This is a genomic window from Anabaena sp. AL93 (assembly GCF_001672085.1).
Lineage (GTDB): Bacteria > Cyanobacteriota > Cyanobacteriia > Cyanobacteriales > Nostocaceae > Dolichospermum > Dolichospermum heterosporum.
The window spans coordinates 26493-51499 of the sequence record NZ_LJOU01000021.1 but is presented as its reverse complement, the minus strand read 5'-3'; the positions used below and the strand labels follow the sequence as shown (position 1 = coordinate 51499).

Genomic DNA, 25007 nt, shown 5'->3' with positions numbered 1-25007 from the left:
ACAGGAGAAAAAACAATGACATTACCAGCATGGTGGAATATTGCCACCCCAAGAAAAGAAATTTGTGACGGTACATTTAACGAATCATCCTTTGCTGTGGATATTGCAGAAGTGGTTAAAGGTACAGCACCCCAAGAATATTTAGACGCTCGTTTATTCTTTGAAAAAACCTATTTAACTAGCGGTTTACAAAGATTAATTTGTAACGTTTTAACCTGTATAGCTAATAGTACGGGAGATAAAGTTATTCAACTACAAACCCCTTTTGGAGGTGGTAAAACCCATTCTTTATTAGCAATTTATCATCTGGTTAAATCATTTAGTGAAATTAATCATTTATCCCAAATTCAATCTTTAGCTAATAACTTATCAATTCCTAGTACCAAAGTAGCGGTATTTGTAGGAACAGAAGCTGATGTAATTAATGGTAAAACTCCTTGGGGGAAAATAGCAGAACAACTGGGTTGTTATCATTTAATTAAAGACCATGACCAAAAACGTATTGCTCCAGGGAAGGAACTATTAAGAGAAATCATCAAACAAAGTGGCTCAGTTTTGATTTTAATAGATGAATTATTAGCATATATTACCAAAGCTAACCAACTAGAAAAACAGGAAAAAATTGCCCAAGGACAAACTTTAGTATTTTTACAAGAAATTACCGAAGTCATCGCCGCTTCTGATAATTCAGTGTTAATTCTTACTTTACCAAAAAGTGATTTAGAACAATTTGATGAAGCCGCAACTAGAGCATTATCGCAATTAGAAAAAATAGCTGGTAGAGTAGAAACTATTTATGTACCTGTAGACGGTATAGAGATTTATGAAGTTGTCAGAAAACGTTTATTTGATAGTATAGGAGATATTGACCAGCATAAACAAACAGCAGAAACCTATTTTCGTCTTTATCAACAACTAGGTAATGATGTACCCTCAGAAGTCAAAGAAATTAGCTATCGGGATAAAATAGAACAAGCCTATCCTTTTCATCCCGAATTGATAGATACTCTGTATGAAAGATGGGGTTCATTTCCTACATTTCAGCGCACTAGAGGAGTATTAAGGCTATTAGCAGAAGTAATTAAAGACCTTTATAAACAAGGTGCAGATCCTTTAATTCAATCATCACAAATAAACCTATCAAATCCAGCATTAAAACGAGAATTAATTAAACATATTGGCAATGAATTTGATAGTATTATTACTTCCGATATCATGGGTAAATCTCAACAGATTGATAGAGATATGGGAAGTGAATATGAAAAATATAATATTGCGTCCAAATTAGCAACAGGAGTATTTTTCTATTCTTTTAGTGGTTCAGATAGAAGAGGAGTTAGTTTATCTTGGTTAAGAATAGCCTTACTTAATAGTAGTATTCCTTCTACGATCATTGGAGATGCTATAGCAAAATTAGCCGATAATCTTTGGTATTTTCATGAAGAAAAACCTCTTTATAGTTTTAAAAATGAACCCAATCTAAACCGAGTTATTGTTGATAGGGAGCAATTAATTGATGATGAACAAATTACAGATAAATTACGGGAATTAATCAAAGAACAGCCTAAAAGTAAATTTTTTGAAACCCATATTTGGAAAGAGTCTCAGGATATTCCTGATCATACTAAGTTTAAATTAGTGATTTTACATCCTAATTATAAAAAGGGAGATGAAGAGACTGAGAAATTTACCCAAGAATTATTTAGCAATACATCTTTTCGCATTTATAAAAACACAGTATTTTTAGTAATTGTAGATGCTGCTAATTATGTAACACTAGAAAAGCACCTAAAACGCTATTTGGCTTTAAGTGCTATCACAGAAGATCAAGACCTGAAAAAGACTCTTTCATTATCATCTAAAACTGATTTACAGGACAAACTGAGCCAAGCGAAAAAAGACACAGTAAACGGTTTGATTGTAGCTTATCGTCATCTAGCATGGTGTGGTCAAAATACTATAGATTATAATGATTTTAGTACAGCTACAAAAGTAGAAGGTAATTCTTGGCTAGAACGGATAGAAAATCACCTCAAAAATCAACGCCATATTATTTCTAAGATTGCACCAAATGTACTTTTAAAGGGATTAAGTGCTAATGAAACTGAGAAAAGTTTACAAGATATTTATAATAACTCTCTCAGAACTCCTGGACAGAAACCTTTATTAGAAAATGAATTAGTCATTTTAGAAGCAGTGAAAATAGGAGTTAAAGAAGGTAAATTTGGTGTTAGATTTAATGAAAAACTTTATTATGAAGATAATCTTCATGAAGTGACATTAGCAGCTATTTTAGTACGTCCTGAACTTGCTCAAGCAGAAAAAACACAGTTACAAACTCAATCTGATAATAATTCAAATAATAATTCAGATTCTCATAGTAATAAAACACCAGAAAATATAAGTCAAACTTCATCAGGTAATTCAACATCAACTAATTCAACGGGTGAAAATCCTTTAGTAAATCCTGGCAAGGTTGAAACTCCATCTGGAACTTATAATGTCAATCCTTCCAGTGAAGCAAAAACTCAAACTAAAGTTAAAAAAGTTAAATTCAAAGCAGATTTACCTTGGAGTAAACTATCTAATCTAGTTCGTGGTGTAATTACACCACTTCAAGCAGGAGCATCCAACATTAAAATTACCATTGAAATCGAAGCAGAATCAATCCAGGGGTATGACCGTCATACATTAGACAATACAGTGAAAGAAACCCTGAAACAATTAGATTCAAAAATTTTGAATTGGGAAGAGGATGAAAAATAATAGATTAAGGCTAAAAAATTTGGCGAATATAATTCGCTACCACAGTTTAGCCAACTTGAATAGGCGATCGCCCCCGTCACCCGACCAACTTCTCAAGGAAAAAAATAATGGCATATTGGTTATTTCAAAGTAATCCCAAATATTACCGAATCATGGACGGTATTCGAGACTTTGAGCAGATGTTATGGTCAAGGACAGGCAGGATGCCCATCCCACAAAATTGAGTAATTTATCTTTTGGTGCTATACAATAGTTAACAAATAAAATTAGGAGTTTATAAGTAGTGTCTGAAGAGACTAAGACCCATTGCTTTGTAGTTGGCATTGGAGCTTCTGCGGGAGGACTACGAGCATTAGAAGAGTTTTTTGATAATATGCCCGCAGACAGTGGTGCTGCCTTCGTTGTAGTCCAACACTTGTCTCCAGACTTTAAAAGTTTAATGAAAGAACTGCTAGAACGGCGCACTCGCATGACAGTGAAGCGGGTACAAAGCGGAATGCAGATTGAACCGAATACAGTATATTTAATTACGCCTCAGAATAATTTAGTTGTTAATGATGGGATATTAGAGTTAATTCAGCAAAGCGAACCGCCGCGACAACAACCGAATTTCCCCATTGATATTTTTCTCGATTCTCTTTCAAGAGATCATGGTGAACAAGCAATGGCTGTGATTCTCTCAGGAACGGGAAGTGATGGCACAAGGGGGATACAAAGCATTAGCGAGTCCGGTGGGTTAACCTTTGTCCAGTCACCAGGAACAGCAGAATTTGATGGGATGCCCCAAAGTGCGATCGCTACAGGTATTGTAGATCAAGTGCTACCACCGGCAGAAATGGCAAGGACGATTTATGAAATCATCCAAATGCAGCGCCAAGGAGCAAGTCCAGGGGAATCATTACTTCCAGAACTAGAATCAGAGAAACTCCGCGCCATTATTCAAATTCTTAATCAATATGAAAAGCTCGATTTTTCCTATTATAAACCCAGCACCCTCAGCCGCCGCATTTACCGCCGTTGTTCCCTGAGTGGGCATAATCTCTTAGATGAATATGTACAATATCTAACCACCTCCAGCGAAGAACGAGCGCTGCTGCGAGATGATTTAATGATTGGGGTGACAAGATTTTTCCGGGATTCAGAAGCCTGGGAATACTTAGATAAAGAAGTCTTACCTGAATTAATTAGCCCCTTAGAAAATGGTCAACAGTTGCGGGTATGGGTGACAGCTTGCGCTACCGGGGAAGAAGCCTATTCTATGGCGATTTTGATGGATGAAGTCATCAACCGTTTAGGTAAACAACTGAGTGTGAAAATTTTCGCCACAGATATAGATGCAGCCGCTTTAAGTAAAGCCGCCGAAGGGATTTATCCTGAAAGTATTAGTATTGATGTTTCTCGTAAACGCTTAGAAAAATATTTTACCTTCCGTAACCGTAATTTCCATGTGTCGCGGGCGTTGCGGGAAATGATTATTTTTGCTCCCCACAACTTGGCGAAAAATGCCGGATTTACGCGAATGCACCTGATTAGCTGCCGTAATGTCCTGATATATATGCAGCCAGTTTTGCAACAGCACGTAATGAGAATGCTGCATTTTTCCTTAATGCACAAGGGTATTTTGTTGTTGGGTGCAGCGGAAACACCAGGGGAATTAATTGAAGAATTTAGTCCCCTGTATGAGAAGTTTAAAATTTATCAAAAGCGGCGAAATGTGCGTTTACCGATTCTGAATCAAAATTTAGAATATATAACTCCCGTCGTTGCTCGTCCTAGTCAAACCAGACGGGGGACAGTGCAATTTGATCCGGCTTTGGGTGCAGCTTTTAGTGCTTTTGTCCGCCGCCGACAATGTACCTGTTTGTTAGTTAATGATGATTTGGAACTTTTCCACGTCGTTACTGATATGGTACAGATTATGCAAGTCCCAGAAGGACAAATGACCAGAGCGATCGCTGATTTAGTCCCAACTACCCTAAAATTACCTATTAATACTGCCCTACATCGTGCCAAACGAGAACGAAAAACTGTTCTTTACGGTAATATTCACTTAAATCAGGGCAATAATATTCGTAGTGTCAATTTAGAAGTTACCTATCATACGGGAGATACCCGCATGACGGACTTCTTCATGTTAATTATTGAGAATGAAGAACGTCCTTCTTTACCCAACCGTCCTGAAGCTTTTCAGCAAGACGCGGAAGCAACCCAACGCATTCTTGATTTAGAATACGAATTACAGCAAACCAGAGAAAATCTCCAAGCCACAATTGAAGAATTAGAAACTACTAACGAAGAACAACAAGCCACTAATGAAGAACTCTTGGCTTCTAATGAAGAGTTGCAAAGTACCAATGAAGAACTACATTCCGTTAACGAAGAACTATATACAGTTAATACAGAATATCAAACGAAAATTCGTCAATTATTAGAATTATCCAACGACGTGGATAATTTGCTGCGAAGTAGTGAAATTGGCGTAATTTTCCTAGATAGAGAATTGCGAATTCGTAAATTTACTCCCGCAGCTACAACTGCTATTAACCTGTTAGAAACTGATGTCGAACGTCCGGTTCAGCATATTACCCATAATATGAATTGTCCCAATCTGCTGGAACTATTACAGCGGGTAGTGGAAACAGAACGCCCCATTGAACAAGAAGTAAGAATTAATAATACAGAAAATCATTTGTTGATGCGGTTATATCCATATCTCAGAGATGATGGACAAGCCGATGGTGTGGTCATTACTTTTGTAAATATTAATGAAATTAAGCAAGTCCAGGAAGCTCTACAACGTCGCACGGAGGAATTAGAAAAACTTTATAATACAAATCCTGTGGGGTTGGTACTTCATGACGAAGAATTCCGCTTTGTGCGAGTTAACGAAGCAATGGCGGAAATTAATGGTTTACCAGCCAATGCACATATTGGTAAAAAACTCCGAGAAGTATTACCAGATTTAGCCAATCGGGTTGAACCGATTTTAGATCAGGTATTAACAACAGGAAAACCAATTCGCAATATAGAGATTTCTGGGTTTACACCTTCACAACCAAATATCCAAAGACATTGGATTGCTAGTTATTATCCTGTTAATCAACTTGATGGGGGTAAGGCTGTCAGTGCGGTAGTTGTGGAAGTTACCGAACTCAAACAAGCACAAATGGCTTTGCTCCAAAGTGAAGAAAGATTACGAGCTTTAATGAACTCTAGCCAAACTATTTTATTTAGTTGTCAACCTACTAGAGATTATCGAGCTACCTTTATTAGTGATAACGTGCAGTTGATTCTTGGTTATTCTCCTGAAGTATTTTTAGATGAAACTGGATTTTGGTATGATTATATCCATCCCGAAGATAGAAATCGGGTGTTAGCAGGATTAAATAGGTTAGAATTTGATAATACCTATTCCTTAGAATATCGGTTACGCTGCGCTGATGGTGACTATCGGTGGTTTTTTGCTCAGTTGCGGTTAATTAGGGATCAAGAAAATGAGCCGTTAGAGTGTGTAGGCTATTTAGTTGATATTAGCGATCGCAAAGCTGCTGAAAAGATTCTCGAACAACAGGTACAACGGGAACGACTATTAAAACAAATCACCGACGAAATTCGCCAAAGTCTCGAACCCCAAAAAATCTTTGAAACCTCCGCAAACCGCATTGGTGAAGCCTTTGGCGTAGATCGTTGTTTCCTGCATACTTACGAACTTGAACCAACGGAACATCTACCAATAGTAGCAGAATACTTGAGCGGTGATATTGCTTCCCTTCAAGGAGTCCTAGGACCTATTGCCGGTAATCCCCAAATTCATCAAATCCTTCAGCAAGATACAGCAATCATTATAGATGATGTATTTGCAGATCCATTGGTATCATCAAGTAGAGAAATTTCTCAACAAATTGGACTAAAATCAGTATTGGCAATTCGTACATCCTATCAAGGAAAAGCCAACGGGCTGATTTGCTTACACCAATGTAATCATCAACGCCATTGGATTACTGAAGATGTTGCCCTTTTAGAAGCTGTAGCTGCTCAAGTGGGAATTGCGATCGCTCATGCTAAACTTCTACAACAGGCTGAACAGCGACAAATAGAACTTGCTCAACAAAACTTAGCCCTAGAAGCAGCCACCGAAAAAGCTCAAGCCGCCAGTCGCACCAAAAGTGAATTTCTCGCCAACATGAGCCATGAAATTCGCACGCCCATGAATGCTATTTTAGGATTCTCCGAACTATTACAAACCCTTGTCAGTGACGACTTAGCCCAAAGTTATCTCCAAGCCATTCAAACCAATGGTCGGACTTTGCTTACCTTAATTAATGATATCCTAGATTTGTCCAAAGTTGAAGCTGGGAAACTCAAACTCAACTATGAATCTGTGAATCTTCCCTCACTTCTGCAAGACATTCAACAAATGTTCTTACAAAGAGCGCAAGAAAAAGGATTATTTTTAAATCTCCACGTTGATGAATCCATTCCCGTCGAAATATATATTGATGAAGTCCGGTTGCGGCAGATTCTCGTGAATGTCGTCGGTAATGCAATTAAGTTTACCGAAAAAGGTGGGATTACCATCCGTGTCCATAGCCGCATTAACCCTAATATTCAGAATAACGCCCATTTAGAAATTTCTGTTGCTGACACAGGAATTGGGATTTCTCCCCGTGATCAAATTTTGATTTTTGATGCTTTTCGTCAAAGTCAAGGACAAAGTAATCGCAAGTACGGCGGAACCGGGCTAGGATTAACTATTAGCCGCCGTCTAACGCAAATGATGGGTGGTACAGTTGAGGTAACAAGTGAGTTGGAACAGGGTAGCACCTTCACCTTAATATTTCCCGAAATTACAGTCACTCAAACCACAGCAATTTCACCCTCATTAACCCCACAAAATCATGATTTAAGTCAATTTCCGGCTCTGAAAATTCTCATTGTTGATGACGTACAATCTAACCGAGATTTGCTCTTCGCCTATTTTAATGCTACTGCTCACCAAATTATCATGGCAGACAATGGGGCGATCGCTCTTAAATTAGCCATTGAACATCATCCTGACCTGATATTACTAGATTTGGTCATGCCGCAAATGGATGGAATCACCGTTCTACAAGCCCTGAAGCAAAATCCCTCAACAGCGGATATTTGTGTAATCATCGTCACAGCTTCCATTCAAGAACAGGACTTTGAAGAATTACAACCCTTAGCTCAAGGATTTCTTCGCAAACCAGTTAGTCGTCAGGATCTTTTTAGTGAGTTGCAACGTTTATTTCCCTCCCAGTTATCAGTAGAGTTAAAATCTACTTCCCAGACACAAACCATCATTTCCCCAATGTCGCCCCAAGTCTTAGAAAATTTACCAGAACTGATAGAATTGTTACAACAGGAAGAAGCGTCTGTCTGGAAAACCTTACATCAAACCCTCCTAATTGACCAACTACGAGCTTTTGCGCTGCGATTACAAAATTGGGGAGAACAGTATAAATGTCCTGATTTGATAGAATACGCTAATACGCTAAAAACCCAAATTGATACCTTTGATTTGGCTCATTTGGCTGACACCGCTGCTAATTTCCCACAAATTAGCAAAAAGTTACAAAAATTGCTACCCTAAAAGATTATCATAAATTCTACAAATATAAGTAATTGGACAAAAATATTTACAGTCATTGCGAGGGAAGGGAAGCAATCACAACCCTGGGAATTGCTTCATTTCACTTCGTTCCATATGGCTAACGCCACGCAACGCTTACGCAATGGCATTGTGTAATTAATTCTGTCTCACTACTTATCAAAGGTTTGAGTCTGCTAAAAAAGAAAATAAGTAGGTGAACACAATAAAACCAAACTGTGTAAAGAAACGTAAAATCGCCCAAACCCTCTTCACTCTTCACTCTTCACTCTTGCCTCTTGCCTTTTGCCTCTTGCCTGCCCCCACGAGAAGACTTTTTCAGCAACCCCTATATAAATAATGGAAAAAATTGCTTTTAATCCCCAAGATTGTACAATATTAATTGTTGATGACCTGATTCAAAATATTCAAGTTTTAGGAAGAACCCTAGAAACACAAGGTTATTCCATTACCTATGCTTTAAGTGGAAAAGAAGCCCTCCAACGTCTTCAAGCAATTCAACCAGATTTAATTTTATTAGATTTATTGATGCCAGAAATGAGTGGCTTGGAAGTTTGCGAACAAATTAAGAAAAATCCAGATTATCATCATATACCAATTTTATTTCTGACTGCTAGTCACGAAGAAGAACATTTATTAGAAGCCTTTGAAAAGGGCGCGGCTGACTATGTAACCAAGCCTTTTCGATCTACAGAATTATTAGCCCGTGTGCGGACACATATTCAACTAAAACGCCAAACTAGACAGTTACAACAAAGTGAAAATAAACTCAATACCATCGTTACTCATATCAAAGATGGAATTTTAATTGTTGATGAAGCAGGAGTTGTAAAATTTGCTAATCCGGCTGCGGCGCAAATGTTTGATAGACCATTATCCGATTTAATTAATCGTGAATTGGGACTACCAATTGTAGTAGGAAAAGTTGCAGAACTTGATATTATTCGTTCTCGGGGAATTCTCAGACGGGCAGAAATTACCGTTGGGAAAACTGAATGGTTAGATCAAAAAGTCTCAATTGTTTCTATGAGAGATGTAAGTGAACGCAATCAAATTGAGAATAAATTAAGAATTGCTTTAAACAAACAGAAAATATTAAGTCAGAAATTGAAAAAAATAGCAAATACTGATCCCTTAACTGGAATTGCCAATAGACGCAACATTTTAGCAATTTTGAAAAAAGAATTTCAACGAACTCAATCTTACAAAGAACCTTTTTCACTTTTAGTAATTGATATTGATCACTTGAAATTTGTCAATGATTCCTATGGATATCCCATTGGTGATCAAGTATTAAAAGAAATATCTCAACTGTTAGTTAAGTGGTTACGCAATGAAGATACAGTAGGGCGTTGGGGAGGTGAGGAATTTATGATCATTTTACCAGCGACAACGTTACAAAAAGCGATGGAAATAGCTGAACATCTATGTGAACAAATTCGTAATTTAGAGATAGATACTACCTTTCAACCCATGAAAATTACTATCAGTATTGGCGTAACTGTCTATCAAGCTGATGATAAAACCGACACAGTGATACTAAAACGTGCCGATGATGCTCTTTGTCAAGCTAAAGAGTCTGGATGCGATCGCGCGATCGCCATTTCTGGGTAAAGAAAAAATTCATCCCTAAGATTCTTTGATCCCCCTTTATTAGTTGTTACATACAGTCCTAAACTGTAGATGAGAGTGAAAGGCAGTTGGGAGAAATTTTGTGAAAAAAGTTTTAGCAATTATTCTGGGTGGGGGTGCGGGTACCCGGCTTTATCCGTTAACTAAACTCCGCGCCAAACCAGCAGTACCAGTAGCAGGGAAATATCGTCTAATAGATATACCTGTTAGCAACTGCATCAATTCGGAAATATTCAAAATCTACGTCCTCACTCAATTTAACTCAGCCTCTCTGAATCGTCACATCGCCCGTGCTTACAACTTCAGTGGGTTTAGCGATGGGTTTGTGGAAGTGTTAGCAGCACAACAAACCCCAGAAAACCCCAACTGGTTCCAAGGTACGGCTGATGCTGTGCGTCAGTACATCTGGATGTTACAAGAGTGGGATGTAGAAGAATTTCTGATTCTTTCCGGTGATCATCTTTACCGCATGGATTACCGACAATTTATCCAGCGTCACAGAGATACCAATGCTGATATTACACTTTCTGTAATTCCTATGGATGATCGTCGCGCCTCAGACTTTGGCTTGATGAAAATTAATGATTCAGGTAGGGTAATTGACTTTAGCGAAAAACCCAAAGGTGAAGCTTTAGCACAAATGCGTGTTGATACCACCATCTTGGGGTTGACAAAGGAACAAGCTGCATTACAGCCATATATCGCCTCAATGGGGATTTATGTCTTTAAAAAAGATGTTTTGATTAAGTTGCTAAAAGAATCTTTAGAACGGACTGATTTTGGTAAGGAAATTATTCCTGACGCAGCGAAGGATCACAATGTTCAAGCTTTCTTATTTGACGACTATTGGGAAGATATTGGGACAATTGAATCTTTTTATGAGGCTAATTTAGCCCTGACTAAGCAACCCCTACCTCCTTTTAGCTTCTACGATGAAGCAGCACCGATTTATACTCGCGCTCGTTACTTACCCCCCTCTAAACTGTTGAATTGCCAAATCACAGAATCTATGATTGGCGACGGTTGTATTTTGAAAGATTGTCGGATTCAACATTCAGTTTTGGGAGTGCGATCGCGGATAGAATCAGGATCGGTAATTGAAGAAACCCTGATCATGGGTGCTGACTATTACCAACCATCTGTAGAAAGACAATGCAGTTTAGAACAAGATGATGTTCCCGTCGGTATTGGCACAGATACCATTATTCGCCGTGCCATTATTGATAAAAATGCCCGCATTGGTAACAATGTGAAAATTATCAATAAAGACAACATCCAAGAAGCAGAAAGAGAAAAGCAAGGCTTTTACATCCGTAGCGGCATTGTCGTTGTTCTCAAAAATGCTTTAATTCCTGATGGTACAATTATTTAGTTAGTAGTGATTGGTAATTGGTAATTGGTAATTGGATGATTTATCTTTCTTGTCCCCTGTTCCCTATTCCCTATGACTAAATTAATTTTGCTAATTGGTCTTCCTGGTAGCGGTAAATCAACCTTAGCAAAACAATTATTGACAGAATGCCCTCAGATGCAGCTAATTTCCACAGATGCTATCCGAGGGCAGCTTTTTGGCTCAGAAGCAATTCAAGGACCCTGGCTGCTAATTTGGCGCGAACTGGAACAGCAATTACAGCAAGCCATAACCGCAGATCAAGAAGTGATTTTTGATGCTACCAACGCCCAAAGGAAAAATCGTCGGGAAGTAATTACTCTCGCCCGTGATTGTGGCTTTAGTTATATCATGGGGGTTTGGGTAAAAACTCCAGTTTGGCTATGTTTGGCCCGAAATCAAAGACGGATTCGCCAAGTTCCCCAAGATATCATTCTCCGAATGCACCGTCAACTCCAGGATGCTCCCCCTAGTGTAGAAGAAGGAATAGATGAGCTTATATTCTTTTAATCATAGCAGAAGTACGGGAATTGCGATCGCCCATTCAGCAAGAACCACACTTGATCATAGGAATGATTTGTTAGTCTAATGTCAGGGTCTTTTTATCTGAGATTAGACCAAATAAAAGTTAGAAAAACATAACGTAAACGGCGTTGCTGAATCGAGGTATGAAATTTCCAAATTGAACCTTTAAAAATCTTACCTTTGCGTCTACTCTTCGAGATCACGAAGCGTGATTGCGCCTTTGCGTGAGACTAAAATTCATACCCTTAATCAGCAACGCCACGTAAACTTATATAGGAGGCTAGTAGATGGCTGCAACCGACTTTAAAGACTATTATGCAATGTTAGGAATTAGTAAAACCGCCACTTCAGAAGAAATTAAACAAGCTTTTCGCAAACTAGCCCGTAAATTTCATCCTGATGTTAACCCCAATAACAAACAGGCTGAAGCCAAATTTAAAGAAGTTAATGAAGCCTACGAAGTATTATCAGACCCAGATAAACGCAAAAAATACGATCAATTTGGTCAATATTGGAAACAAGCCGGTCAAGGTTTTCCCGGTGGTGGTCCTGGGGATATGGGCGGAGTTGATTTTGGTCAATACGGCAGTTTTAATGACTTCTTAAACGAATTATTTGGTGGTGCAGGTCCTCGCAGCGGACGACAAAGTTACTCTTATCGGACTCCTTCCGGTAGACCAGGTGGCGGTTTTAACGATTTTGGTTTTCCAGATAGCGGTACTGGTGGCACACAAGATACAGAAGCTGTAATTATTTTAACTTTTGCAGAAGCATTTTCCGGTGTTCAAAAACGCTTTAGTTTAGGAAACGAAACTATTGATGTGCGTATTCCTGGTGGTGCTAAAACTGGGACTCGTTTACGGGTAAAAGGAAAAGGCCAAATTAACCCCATGAGTCAACAACGGGGAGATTTATACTTAAAGGTAGAATTACAACCCCATACTTTTTTCCAAATAGAAGGGGACAATCTGGTTTGCGAAGTCTTAATTACCCCTGATGAAGCCACATTAGGTGCAGCGATAGATGTACCCACACCCGATGGTCATGTCAGTGTTAAGCTACCTGCGGGAGTTCGTTCTGGTCAATCTCTGCGCTTACGTGGTAAGGGCTGGCCTATAGCTAAAGGTGGACGTGGTGATCAATTTGTCAAAGTAGCGATCGCTCCCCCCAAAGACCTCACCCCCCAAGAACGAGAATGTTATGAAAAAATTCGGGCTATCCGCACTTACAACCCCCGCAGTCATTTAGCACAAGTTAAATTGTAAGAACTATTGAGAGCATTTCCTGAGAAAACAATCCAGAACTGCTATTTTGTCACCCTTACAAAAAACTCTCCCCAATTTTTCACATCCTGCGCTGTAGTAATTTGCTACAGCCTAATATTAGCTTATATATATTTAAAAACTCGTAGTTAATTTAAAGAAAATATTTACTTATGTAAAGCTTGCCTTTAAAGTTACATTTCCTGTACAATAAAAAGTGTGTGGTCAAGTCCTTTGTAGATATATATGCAAAATAGTTAGTATTTCGTCTGAATATTAAGTACCTGGGCGGAGGAAAATCAAAATATATTTCGTTTTTTGAAATGGCTAAAACTCAACGATAATAACCCATCGAGGTGAATTTACATATCGTTACACATTTTGGTTATACTCAAAACGGCTAGAAGCTGGACTTTTTTATCATACAAAGAACCAGTTCAAAGCCTCTCCAGTATTAAATATTATTCCTTTTCCCTCTCCTCTTAGGAGAGGGTTAGGGAGAGGTTTACCAGAGGGGTTTCATATTTGGTTAAACTATGAACCGTTCGCAGTATATTTCACATCCACCTACTTAATTCAGTCAAATTCAAAAATTATCTTGTATAGCTGTATACAGGGGCATGGATTGTTGCCACTGAATAACATCTTGTGAGGAGTGATATAGATGAAAAAGCATTCTCTTATACTAATTAATCACTACAAACGCTTTTGCCACTTGGGTTTATTACTAACCCTACCAAGTTTGCTGCTAACCACCACCATTTCGGTTAATTCCGCATCTGCGGCAGATGACATAGTAACTGAAAATCAGCCCAGTGAATTAATCACAGATAAAGTAGTCACAGCCGCCAAATTAGAACCAAAGGTTGAATCTATTTCTGAGCAACAACAACCACAACTAATTGCACAAACAGCGGACAGCAATCCGGACGATATTAATAAAATCCGCCAAGAGCTACTAGTTGAACCCCTCATCAAAGTTAAAATAGTAGCACCTAAACAAACCTACCCACCTGGACTCAGTTTTGCTGCTCCCAGTGCCTTCGGCGCTAACATGGGTGATGCGTTTGTGGGAGCATCAGCAGCAACCGCTGGTAATAGAGGTAACTCTATAAATGACATAGACGGAAGCACTAGCGTCGGTTTTGGTTTAGGGAATTCCCAGAAACTAGTTGGTCTAGAATTATCCTTCAACAACGGTAGTATCAAAAACTTTGGTGCTAATGGCACCTTTGACTTAAAAGCTCACCGCATTGTCTACGCTAAAGGAACCAATCAAGTTGGTGTAGCTGCTGGCTGGAAAGCCTTTGCCCAGTATCAAACTAAGGACAGTAATGAAGAGATCAGGCCTTCCAGCGTCTATGGTGTGGTAACAAGCTACTCTCTTTTAAAGCCTAATGATGCTGTGAATAAAATGCCCGTCTCATTCTCCCTGGGGGTTGGAGGTGGTGACTTTAGGCAAGGTAACGCCAGTACTGGTGTATTTGCCGGAGCAGGTGTGCAAGTTCATCCCCAAGTCGGTGTGGGCTTCGGCTGGAGTGGAGTTGGCTTAAACCTTGGCGCTTCTTTCGTGCCTGTACCTACGTTACCCTTAACAATTACACTCCAAGGCGCGGATCTCACAGATAACAGTGTAGGCGGCACAACATTTGCGCTAAGTATAGGTTATGGTTTCAATTTCTTGCCTAAATAGGGCTTGCTGATAGAGTAGCGTGGCGATAAACCTGAAACCCTTGTATATAAAGATTTTAAGGGATATTATAGCCAAAAAATATCCAGGGAATCAGCGACTATAGCATCAATTGTCAAACAGTTCCATATTTTAGATAATCATCATGTTGAAAACCAGAAATCTCATTTTTGCCCTCAGCTTGAGTCCTCTGCTGTTATTTGCTTGGCAGTTACCAAGCCAAGCCCAGAGTTTCAGTCCCAGTAAAGGTTCAGCCGGTGTTGATGCTGGCGCTGCTACTGGTGCTTCACAAACTAGTGGGTTTGCCGTACCAACAACAACGACAACAACACCAACAACAACAACAACGATAGGAGGAACAACAACACCAGCAGTAACAGCAACAACAGCAACAGGAATTTCTATCACCATTCCCATCATATCTGGTGTTTCAACCGCCATTACAACTGGTGTTTCCACAACAGGTACTACGTCGGCGGTTATTACAACTGGTGGCACAACTACAGGTGGTGGTGGCGCAACTACAGGTGGTGGTGACACAACTACAGGTGGTGACACAACTGCGACAGTTCCGATATCAGTAGCGACCGTAGAATCAACTTCATCTAGCGTCACTGTGACAGAAGGTGCAACGCCAAATACTATTGTGATGAGTCTTGCACCACAAGTCCAGGTTGCTGTGAATCAGTTGGCTGCTGCTATTGTTCAGACTCTTAGTACAACAGGCGGTACAACAGGTGGTACAACAGGTGGTACAACAGGTGGTACAACAGGTGGTACAACAGGCGGGGATGGTACAACAGGCGGGGATGGTACAACAGGTGGTACAACAGGCGGTACAACAGGCGGGGATGGTACAACGGGCGGGGATGGTGGTACAGCATCCGTTGCTTCACTAGTCACAGGCGGTGCTGGGTCACAACAAGCTGCGGTAGCTCTGACAAACAGTCTCATCGCTGCGGGTATTTCCCCACAACAAGCAACAGCACTAGTCTCATCTCTCACAGGTTTGTTTGGTTCTACTAACGCTTCCTTACCAAATCAGCCCCTAGCCCAAGCAACATCAGGACAGCTGATAGCAGGAACCAAAGCTCTCAAACCTGTTTATGTCATTGCTCAAGGCGGTGCTGGGCTAAGTGTAAATATCAATAAGCTGAATGATGCTATTGTTGCTTACAACGGGATTATCCTCAACAGTGAACCGAAAGCTCTCAAGAATCTCTCTCGAAATACAGGTTTCGTCGGTATTGGTGGCATACTCAAACAATTGAGAACCGGGATCAAATAGCCGTCGCTCATTGGTGTCAACTTAAGCTCAAATCCCTACCACATCTCGTTCCTAGTCTCTGACTAGGAATGCAGTTAATGAGGCTCTGCCTCTAATATTATTGAAGGCAAAGCCTTCTAGAATTCATTCCCAGTCTCTGACTGGGAATGAGATGACTTGAGTTCTTTGCGGGATAGAGGTTTTACGTTAAGTTGACACCAATGGCTATCGCTCAACCCAACCTACACAATTTCATTGTTTGAGCTTAACCGACAAGTATTGACCTACAACCAACCTGCTAGATTTTTTTTCGTTTCATAAGCATTTCCTGAGTTGCTCAAACCGGGGATTTTGGGATTATCAACGGAATGACGGGGATTTTAGCAACTAATCCGGATCAGGTGTATATAAGTAATGTATATGTATAACTTTGAGATTATCCTAGTATTTATGGTTTAATTTTTAATAGAATAAGCATATACTCATCAAATCAAGGAGTTATTTATGAGTAATCGGTTCAAATCAAAAACCTCTTGGTTCGTGGCGACATTAGCCATATCTAGTTCCCTAATTGTCACATTCCCAGTACAAGCCGAATTGCCTCCCGTTGCCCGAGTAATTTATGTTGACCCTGTTAATGGTTTAAATGCTGCTGAAGCTGGAACATCAGCAAACCCCTACAAAACCATTACTTCCGCCCTCAGTCAAGCCAAACCGGGTACAGTTATTCAATTAGCTCCTGGTAATTATAGCAACGAATCATTCCCCATATTACTCAAACCAGGCGTAACATTACGGGGTGATGAATCCAGCAGGGGTGAGAGAGTAGTTATTTCCGGTGGTGGTGATTATATCAGTCGCACCTTCGCTAAACAGAATATTACCATCCTGACAAATCAAGATACCACAATCGAAGGTGTAACCGTCACCAACACCAATCAAAGGGGTACAGGTGTATGGGTAGAATCAACTAACCCAACGATCAAAAACAGTACCTTTACTAACAATGCTAGAGACGGAGTTTTTGTTACAGGTACAGGAAATCCTAAAATTGAAAATAACAGATTTGTACAAAACAGCGCCAACGGTATTTCCCTAACCAAATCAAGCCAGGGAGAAGTTCGTAATAATTTATTTCAGAATAACGGCTTTGGTTTAGCCATTGGTAATACTTCCGCGCCCTTGCTAACAGAAAATCAAATCGTTCAAAACAAAGATGGTATAGTGATTTCCGAATCCGCTAAACCTTCAGTGCGTAAAAATACAATTCAGAACAACACTCGGGATGGTGTTGTTCTCATTCATGATGCTTTACCTGATTTGGGGACTAGTAATAACCCAGGTGGCAATGTCATTGCTAATAATGGTCGTTATAACTTCAACAATGCTACGAAAAACAACACCATGTTTGATGTCACAACGACAGAAACACCAGATCCTTCGCAAAACGCTGATTTATCAGCCGATGATCCTAACATAGCACTGCTAAAAAAATGGGAACTAACACCTATAGCCTGTAACCCTGGTAGCGAAGTCGTCACCATCATCATGAGTAGCAGACGATACTGCATTACGCCCCATCCTGACTTAACAGCTAAACGTTACCAATATAATCAGGCTACTGGTAACCTCAAAGCTTTAGCAGATTCCCCTACATCTACTTCGTCTCGGAGAAAAGGGGGTTTATAGAGACATCCGGTAAGCGGGTTAGGGAGAGGTTTACCAGAGGGGTTTAATATTGGTTAAACCATGAACCGTTTTCAGTATACACAAACAAAATATCTCTCAAACCCTAATTTCTCCGTGACCTCTGTGCCTCTGTGGTTCGTGCGTAAATCAGATCCAGAACAGCTTATCTCCTCCCATTTTTAACATTTAAGAAGTCTTATGAAACATCAATTGAAAACAGCGATGATAGCGGCAACTTTAGCCCTCTCCAGCATTTTTGCCTTGGGGTCTACAGTTCAAGCTTTCCCAAAAGTAGATAATAGTGTTAATTCAGATGTAGATCCGTCGGAGGAATCCTATACAGGAACTCAATTCACCTGTGTACCTGACGGAAATGGTAACGTAGCCACCGTTGGTCAGCGAGCTGGTGGAGAACCAATCCCTGTCATTATCTGGACTTCAGATAGTTCCAAGTATTTTGGCAAGAAAGTTAGTCCTCAAAGCCGTTGCCAAATCGTGACAGAAAGATTTAATCAGGCTGTAGCTGAAAGTGGTGGTAGCCTCAAAGATGTTGTGTTGATGAACGGTCAAGTCGGAAGTAAAACCGTCATTTGCGTAGTTTCTATTAATGACACTGGTTGTGATGGCAATAATACTCTGTTTACCTTCAACCCGAAAAATGCCAAGAAGGCAGACCAAATTCTTGCCCAAATCGTGCAAATCAGTCGTGAGGGTTCCAGTGCCGGCGTAATTCGGGAAACAAAAGGTCGTGTCCAGGTGAGATTGAAGGATTTGCTAACCATGAATGCCAATCACCCACTCCGGCAAACCAGAAGAAACCCTCCTGCTCAAAATAACCCCGGTGGTTTGTAATTATCAACATCCTGCTAATAAAGTCTAGAGAAAACTAGACATTTACATCAGTCTAAAACTGGAAAAGTCTCATTTCTTCTTCTTTTTAACATTTAGGGAGTCTTATGAAATATCAATTAAAAACAGCGATTGTAGTTGCCACTTTAGCCATATCTAGCATTGTTGGTTTGGGAGATACGGTTCAAGCCTTACCACCAGTGGATAATACAATTGATAATAGTAACAGTAGTGCGATGCCAGATGTAGAACCATCGGAGGTAGCCAACACTGGGACTAAATTTACCTGCGTCCCCCAGGGTGATGGTAGCGTGGCTACGGTTGGTCAGCGACCCGGTGGTCAGCCAATCCCTGTCATTATCTGGACTTCAGCAGCTTCAAAGTATTTTGGTGAGAAATTTACTCCCCAAGGTCGTTGCCAAATCGTGACACCAAAATTAAATCAAGCTGTAGCTGAAAGTGGTGGTAGCCTCAAGGATGTTGTGTTGATGACCGGTCGAGTTAACAATAAAACTGTCATTTGCGTAGTTTCAGCAAATGACACTGGTTGCAATGGACGCAATACTCTGTTTACACTGAAACCAGAAAATGCCAAGAAGGCAGACCAAGTTCTTGCCCAAATCATGCAAATCAGTCGTGAAGGTTCTAGCGCAGGTTCCGTCCGTGAAACACAAGGTCGTGTACAGATCAAATTGAAAGATGTGTTAACAAGAAACCGTAATCTCTCTGGTCGGCAACCGGCAAAGACACCTGCCGTTCAAGATAACTCCCGTGGTTTGTAATTATTAACTCAAGTTGCTAGTAAGTAATTGGACAAAAATATTTACAGTCATTGCGAGGGAAGGGAAGCAATCACAACCCTTGGAATCGCTTCATTTCACTTCGTTCCATATGGCTAACGCCACGCTGCGCTAACGCAATGACATTGTGTAATTAATTTTGTCTCACTACTTACACTGCGGTGTAAGTGAATGAACCATTTTCAAGCCTTGTAATCAATCAAACTTTCGGAGCTTTTAATAGTCATATTATTTACGCCAACCTGTACTAGTAGTTCGTCAAATTTATTTTGACGGGTAATGATGGTAATGATGATCGGAAAAAACTTCTGTTCTTCCCTCCCCTACCTCCCCCACCTCCCCTACCTCCCCCACCTCCCCCACCTCCCCCACCTCCCCTGGGTTAGGGAGAGGTGCGGGGAAAAAGGTGATGGGTATTCCTGTAATTAGGGAACAGATGAAATTCTGATATTTTCCCTAATTAATAATATACAATTGGTAAGCATGATTTAATCCACATTATTTGAATATTAATCATGTTTTCTCCCATAGCTCGCAGGTTGTTTTTAATATTTATTACGACGGTTTGTGTGATTCAGTTGTATGCCCATTCCACCCCAGTAGTTTTAGGTGCTACATCCGAGCCTGATGTTACCGCAGCCAAAATTGCCAATCAGGTAACTGTGAGGATTTTAACTCAATCTGGTTCTGGCTCAGGGGTGGTCATTAAACGTGAAGGGCAAACTTATACAGTATTGACAAATAATCATGTAGTTGCTGATAGTCCTGAAGATGGTTATGGCATTTTGACTGCTGATGGTAAGATTTACCAGGGGCAACAAGTCAATGGCATGAATACGAAAAAATTGGACTTAGCCCTGGTAAAATTTACTAGTACACAGGATTATCAAGTAGTAAAATTGCCAAAGTCAAAAGCTATTTCTGAGGGAGAAACAGTATACGCCTCTGGTTTTCCAGCTTGGCATTTTGTCTTCAAAGGCAAGAAGATCACTAAAATGGAAGAAACCCGAAATTGGGGAGTTAAAGCCTTTCAAGTCAAACCTGGAACTATTAAAATGCAGATTACTAAAACTCTCCCTGGAGGTTATCAATTAGGCAACACTAATGATATCTTTCAAGGGATGAGTGGGGGACCTGCCTTAAATCAGCAAGGTGAACTAATTGGTATTAATGGGCTGTTAAAGTATCCTTTTCAAGGTATTGAGGCTTTTACTTTTACCGATGGGACTATACCAAAAGAAGAAGATTATTTGCAAATGGAATCTCTCAGTTGGGCTATTCCTATTGACAATGTTCTTGCTTTTCTCGAAGAACAAGAAATTGTCAAGGAAGATAAAACATAGTTACTAGAATTTACAAGAAGACTCAGAATCAGAATATGAATTTATATTTTACCAGGGTAAATTATACCATCTTGACTACGACAGTAATCGCAACTATTGTAATTTCTCTACCAACATCTGCTGCTGATACTGTTAGTACCCAAAAGATTGCTCAAATTGCTAAAAGCACCTCAGTCCAAATTAATGCAGGGGGTGATCTTACTCCCGGCGGTTCAGGAGTCATTATTTCTAAACAAGGTAACACTTACACTGTACTCACAGCTAATCATGTGGTGTGTGATGATTTAGGCCGGGCAGGAAAAATTACTTGCGCTACAGATACTACTTATTCTATACGCACAAACACGGGTAAAGATTATCCTGTCAAAGATATTAAAGTATTACAGCAAACTAGAAATGACGCAGATTTAGCTATAGCTACTTTTGTGGCTCCAGAAGATTATCCTATTGCGACTTTAGGAAACTCTGATCAAATGGTAGAGGGTGCAGATGTCTTTGTTGGTGGGTTTCCAGCCGTATTTGATAAGGTTGGAGCTGCCAGAGACTTTGCTTTCACTACGGGAATAGTTGTTTCTCGTGCCAGTAATGCCATTAATGGCTATGGTTTGATTTACGATGCTAGAACCATAACTGGTAATAGTGGCGGTCCTGTGTTTGATATTGCTGGTAGAGTTGTGGCCATTCACGGGTTAGCTGATACTTCAGGTAAGAATAAAACAGAAACGGGAGCAGTGGTAACACAGAAAACAGGATTTAATGCGGGGATTCCTATTAATACTTTTTTAGCTACAAGTGAGCCAATTATTAAAAACACCCCCATCAAGAAGGATAATAGTTCTACTAGTGAAAGTCCTGCTACCCGTTTAAACAATCCTCAGTCAGCAAGAGACTTTTATGCCAGAGGTATTACTAAACTAGATCAATATAATTATCAGGACGCAGCGGCAGATTTTACTCAAGCAATTAAGCTTGACCCTAAATATATAGAAGCATTCTTTAAAAGGGGATATTCATACACATGGGTCAGCAAACATCAAGAAGCTCTTACAGATTTTAACCAAGTTGTTGTTCTTGATCCTAACTACTTAGATGGCTACCTCAACCGGGGCTGGAGTCAGATATTCTTACAAAATGATCAAGCAGCCCTTGAGGATTTTAACCGAGCAATTCGTCTCAACCCTAACTATGCTGCTGCCTATGCCCATCAGGGTATGGCTTATATTAAATTAGGAAAGTATCAAGCGGCGTTGGAATCTTCCAAACAAGCTATTCGTCTTGATCCTCACAATAGTTATGGGTACACAATTCAAGCAGATGTGTTTAACAACTTGAAAGACTATCCAGCAGCTATAAAAGTGTCAACTCTAGCTATTCTTATTGATCCTGATGATTTTAATGCTTACATTAACCGCGCCATAGCCTACACTGTAACTGGTAATTATCAAAATGCACTTGCAGATTATCAAAAATCCGCAGAAATATTTAATAGGCGTTATGTTAAAAAATCTGCGCCTGAAGCAGAGGGAAATCCTAAACCAACTTCTAATTCTCAAGCAGAAGCAAAGCCAAAACCAACTTCTAACTCTTCCATTGATGCTAATGTAGAGTTAATTAAAAGCTGGGAATTAACTAATGTTTCCTGTGATTCTGGGGAAAAGTTAGTCACAATTATGATTGATGGTAAACAATATTGTGTTAGTCCTCATCCTAGTTTAATTCAGAAAAGTTATCAATACAATCGGGGTACAGGTAGGTTAGAATCTTTGACTAAAGTACAGGAAAATCCAAAACCAACTTCCCAGATTGCCACTGATGCCAATGTAGAGTTAATTAAAAGCTGGGAATTAACTAATGTTTCCTGTACCTCTGGGGAAAAGTTAGTCACAATTATGATTGATGGTAAACGATATTGTGTTAGTCCTCATCCTAGTTTAATTCGGGAAAGTTATCAATACAATCGGGGTACAGGTAGGTTAGGAGCTTTTAATTAAACTGCGTCCTATTCAATTATATTTTTCCAAAAGTGTCTCTATACTGGCATTATGATCTAAAAAGGAAAATAAATGTCTGTAGAGCAGTTTGCCATCTTTATCTAATACAAATTGTGCTGGTAAGGGCGCTCCCAATGCTTGTCCAGTTTTATAAGTACGAAATGTATGGCAACTGGAATCACTTAATAATGGCATTTTTAGGCCCAAGTCTTGAACTATTATTTGACTTTGCTTTTTGTCGGTGCTGGTAATTAATAAAATTTCAATTCCCCGATTTTTAAACTGTTCATAGTTCTCATTTAAAGCTTGAATATGGGGATAACAAAATGGACAATATTGCTTTTCGGTAAATATTCTGGTAAAGGCAATTATTACAGGTTGTTTACCGCGAAAATCAGATAGCTTAACTACAGCATTATTAGTGATATCTGATAGTTTAAAATCTGGTGTGCCTACACCCAATCTAAAATTATCTAGCGCTGGTATGGGTAGAAAATTATGGAAAAATCGCTCATTAAATAAGCCAGTAAAATCAGTTGAAGTCAGCATAAAAAATTCAAAATTAGAAGTTTAATTACCAAATTTCCCATTCTCTAAATATCAGCAAAGTAAATTTTAGACTTCACCGGATCAGGATTCATGGTTTTGTCTCCAGGTTGCCAGTTAACAGGACAAACTTCATCAATATGGGACTGAACGTGCTGAATTGCTTGTAATGTTCGCAGGGCTTCATCTACGTTGCGACCAAAGGCTAAGTTATTAATAGTGGAGTGTTGCAGAATACCATCTTTGTCTACGATGAATAAACCCCGCAAAGCAATACCAGCGTTTGGGTCAAGAACGTTGTAAGCGGCACTAATTTCTTTTTTGATGTCGGAAACTAGGGGATAATTTATATCACCGACTCCACCAGATTTACGATCTGTTTGAATCCAAGCGAGGTGGGAAAATTCACTATCAACGGAAATACCCAATATCTCTGTATTTAGTTGGCTAAATTCTGGGTAGCGATCGCTAAATGCTGTTACTTCAGTTGGACAAACAAAGGTAAAATCTAAGGGATAGAACAACAGAAGAACATATCTACCACGATAATCAGACAATTTAATTGACTTAAACTCTTGATCTACTACGCTTGTTGCTGTAAAGTCGGGAGCTTGTTGACCAATACGGAGACATCCCTCTGTTCTATAGGTAAGTGTCATATTTTCGGCTGAATTAGGGACTTTTTAACTCAATATCATCAATAATAAATTATATCACGAAGCAGGATATCTGCAAGTTGGCTTTTAGGGATATGCGCTCCCGTAGCCTACGTGGAAGCGCATCTAAAGACCGAAAGACTAACTTCTATTTTTGGTGCAAATCCTAATTATTCGCATACTTACCAATCACTTGAGCTAAATCTGGTACTGCTTCTTGTACGTGCTTTTCTGCGGAATTACGGAATTTTTCGTAAGTTCCTCGCACAAGTTGGCGTTTCGTATTTTTAACCCTGGCATCGGTTACGCTCAATAGCGCATTTGCAGTGCGACCACTATTTGCTGTGAGATATTTTACTGGTTCACCATGTTGCACTCCTTCACTCCAGATGGGATCAATTGCAGTTAAGCAAACTGGGAGGAGGGACTCAATAACATTGGGGATATAACCCGGTTGAATTCCCTTCAGTGCAGCAAAGGCGGCTTTTAGGGCTATGCCACTCATGCCTGACTTAGATGCTAGTTGTACGTCTATCATGGTGCAGCAGTCTTGGACAATTAAGTCCTTATGACTAGAATTCATTATTTCTTCACTCAGTCCCATTTTAATACTCCTACGTATCAAATTGCTTGACTTATTATTCTATAAGTAGTTGGATAAAATTAAATTCATTCCTAGAGTCAGGGAACAGGGAAGACTCAATTTTCCAGACTTGATATTACCAATTAATTTCCCTGTTCCCAGTTCCCAAACATAAAAACTGAAGATAAGTAGGTGAACACAATAAAACCAAACTGTGTAAAGAAACGTAAAATCGCCCAAACCCTCTTCACTCTTGCCTCTTCACTCTTGCCTCTTGCCTCTTGCCTTTTGCCTTGCCATAACGACAATTTTCAACGCCAACCTACTTATTATTAATTCCCCTGTTGAACTTATCCCCTGGAGAAGTTATTATATATGGGAATAAG

General features: G+C 39.7%; 15 protein-coding genes and 1 pseudogene. 13 read left to right on the top strand and 3 right to left on the bottom strand.

All coding sequences use genetic code 11. The annotated features are described in order from the left end of the window. Nucleotides 1-15: 15 nt before the first annotated feature. From AN486_RS07615 to AN486_RS07555, 13 genes and pseudogenes are all read left to right on the top strand, one after another. Nucleotides 16-2766 carry a DUF499 domain-containing protein gene (locus AN486_RS07615; RefSeq protein WP_290599968.1) on the top strand — a complete coding sequence of 917 codons (2751 nt, stop codon included), beginning with the start codon at nucleotides 16-18 and terminating at the stop codon, nucleotides 2764-2766. 283 nt (nucleotides 2767-3049) lie between these two features. Then, nucleotides 3050-8380: a chemotaxis protein CheB gene (locus AN486_RS07610; protein WP_290599966.1), complete on the top strand. Its 5331-nt coding sequence runs from the start codon at nucleotides 3050-3052 to the stop codon at nucleotides 8378-8380. 357 nt (nucleotides 8381-8737) lie between these two features. Further along, nucleotides 8738-10012, top strand: a complete 1275-nt coding sequence (locus AN486_RS07605; RefSeq protein WP_290599964.1) for a diguanylate cyclase — start codon at nucleotides 8738-8740, stop codon at nucleotides 10010-10012. 100 nt (nucleotides 10013-10112) lie between these two features. After that, the gene (locus AN486_RS07600) at nucleotides 10113-11402 is read left to right on the top strand and encodes a glucose-1-phosphate adenylyltransferase (protein WP_096669720.1); all 1290 of its coding nucleotides are present in this window, start codon (nucleotides 10113-10115) and stop codon (nucleotides 11400-11402) included. Between the two features lie 72 nt (nucleotides 11403-11474). Next, nucleotides 11475-11930, top strand: coding sequence for an AAA family ATPase (locus AN486_RS07595; RefSeq protein ID WP_168465300.1), 456 nt, complete (start codon nucleotides 11475-11477; stop codon nucleotides 11928-11930). A gap of 302 nt (nucleotides 11931-12232) precedes the next feature. Then, the gene (locus tag AN486_RS07590; protein WP_290599959.1) at nucleotides 12233-13210 is read left to right on the top strand and encodes a J domain-containing protein; all 978 of its coding nucleotides are present in this window, start codon (nucleotides 12233-12235) and stop codon (nucleotides 13208-13210) included. A gap of 661 nt (nucleotides 13211-13871) precedes the next feature. Next, complete coding sequence (locus tag AN486_RS07585) at nucleotides 13872-14900, top strand: hypothetical protein (RefSeq protein WP_290599957.1); 1029 nt, start codon at nucleotides 13872-13874, stop codon at nucleotides 14898-14900. Between the two features lie 142 nt (nucleotides 14901-15042). Beyond that, entirely contained in the window at nucleotides 15043-16185 is a 1143-nt protein-coding gene (locus tag AN486_RS07580) for a hypothetical protein (protein ID WP_290599955.1), read from the top strand. Between the two features lie 483 nt (nucleotides 16186-16668). Next, nucleotides 16669-17571, top strand: a pseudogene (locus tag AN486_RS07575) (DUF1565 domain-containing protein); the annotation flags it as partial. A gap of 480 nt (nucleotides 17572-18051) precedes the next feature. Next, entirely contained in the window at nucleotides 18052-18705 is a 654-nt protein-coding gene (locus AN486_RS07570; protein ID WP_053539506.1) for a COP23 domain-containing protein, read from the top strand. A gap of 104 nt (nucleotides 18706-18809) precedes the next feature. Continuing rightward, entirely contained in the window at nucleotides 18810-19484 is a 675-nt protein-coding gene (locus AN486_RS07565; protein ID WP_053539505.1) for a COP23 domain-containing protein, read from the top strand. A 533-nt stretch (nucleotides 19485-20017) separates the two neighbouring features. Next, nucleotides 20018-20845, top strand: coding sequence for a serine protease (locus tag AN486_RS07560; protein WP_053539504.1), 828 nt, complete (start codon nucleotides 20018-20020; stop codon nucleotides 20843-20845). 71 nt (nucleotides 20846-20916) lie between these two features. Then, entirely contained in the window at nucleotides 20917-22836 is a 1920-nt protein-coding gene (locus AN486_RS07555; RefSeq protein WP_290599950.1) for a tetratricopeptide repeat-containing serine protease family protein, read from the top strand. A 12-nt stretch (nucleotides 22837-22848) separates the two neighbouring features. Here AN486_RS07555 and AN486_RS07550 read toward each other — a convergent pair whose 3' ends face one another. The 3 genes from AN486_RS07550 to AN486_RS07540 all read right to left on the bottom strand — a co-directional run bounded on the left by AN486_RS07550 (nucleotide 22849) and on the right by AN486_RS07540 (nucleotide 24642). Next, nucleotides 22849-23385, bottom strand: a complete 537-nt coding sequence (locus AN486_RS07550) for a peroxiredoxin (protein WP_053539503.1) — start codon at nucleotides 23383-23385, stop codon at nucleotides 22849-22851. A gap of 44 nt (nucleotides 23386-23429) precedes the next feature. After that, nucleotides 23430-24041 (bottom strand): peroxiredoxin, encoded by a 612-nt coding sequence (locus AN486_RS07545; RefSeq protein ID WP_168636733.1) that lies wholly within the window; start codon nucleotides 24039-24041, stop codon nucleotides 23430-23432. Between the two features lie 163 nt (nucleotides 24042-24204). Further along, nucleotides 24205-24642, bottom strand: a complete 438-nt coding sequence (locus AN486_RS07540) for a hypothetical protein (RefSeq protein ID WP_053539501.1) — start codon at nucleotides 24640-24642, stop codon at nucleotides 24205-24207. Nucleotides 24643-25007 lie beyond the last annotated feature (365 nt).

Bases quoted from the DNA above. Each gene is read 5' to 3' on its own strand.
- AN486_RS07615 (WP_290599968.1), top strand. From the start codon at position 16: ATGACATTACCAGCATGGTGGAATATTGCCACCCCAAGAAAAGAAATT.
- AN486_RS07605 (WP_290599964.1), top strand. From the start codon at position 8,738: ATGGAAAAAATTGCTTTTAATCCCCAAGATTGTACAATATTAATTGTT.
- AN486_RS07595 (WP_168465300.1), top strand. From the start codon at position 11,475: ATGACTAAATTAATTTTGCTAATTGGTCTTCCTGGTAGCGGTAAATCA.
- AN486_RS07590 (WP_290599959.1), top strand. From the start codon at position 12,233: ATGGCTGCAACCGACTTTAAAGACTATTATGCAATGTTAGGAATTAGT.
- AN486_RS07585 (WP_290599957.1), top strand. From the start codon at position 13,872: ATGAAAAAGCATTCTCTTATACTAATTAATCACTACAAACGCTTTTGC.
- AN486_RS07580 (WP_290599955.1), top strand. From the start codon at position 15,043: ATGTTGAAAACCAGAAATCTCATTTTTGCCCTCAGCTTGAGTCCTCTG.
- AN486_RS07570 (WP_053539506.1), top strand. From the start codon at position 18,052: ATGAAACATCAATTGAAAACAGCGATGATAGCGGCAACTTTAGCCCTC.
- AN486_RS07565 (WP_053539505.1), top strand. From the start codon at position 18,810: ATGAAATATCAATTAAAAACAGCGATTGTAGTTGCCACTTTAGCCATA.
- AN486_RS07560 (WP_053539504.1), top strand. From the start codon at position 20,018: ATGTTTTCTCCCATAGCTCGCAGGTTGTTTTTAATATTTATTACGACG.
- AN486_RS07550 (WP_053539503.1), bottom strand. From the start codon at position 23,385: ATGCTGACTTCAACTGATTTTACTGGCTTATTTAATGAGCGATTTTTC.
- AN486_RS07545 (WP_168636733.1), bottom strand. From the start codon at position 24,041: ATGACACTTACCTATAGAACAGAGGGATGTCTCCGTATTGGTCAACAA.
- AN486_RS07540 (WP_053539501.1), bottom strand. From the start codon at position 24,642: ATGGGACTGAGTGAAGAAATAATGAATTCTAGTCATAAGGACTTAATT.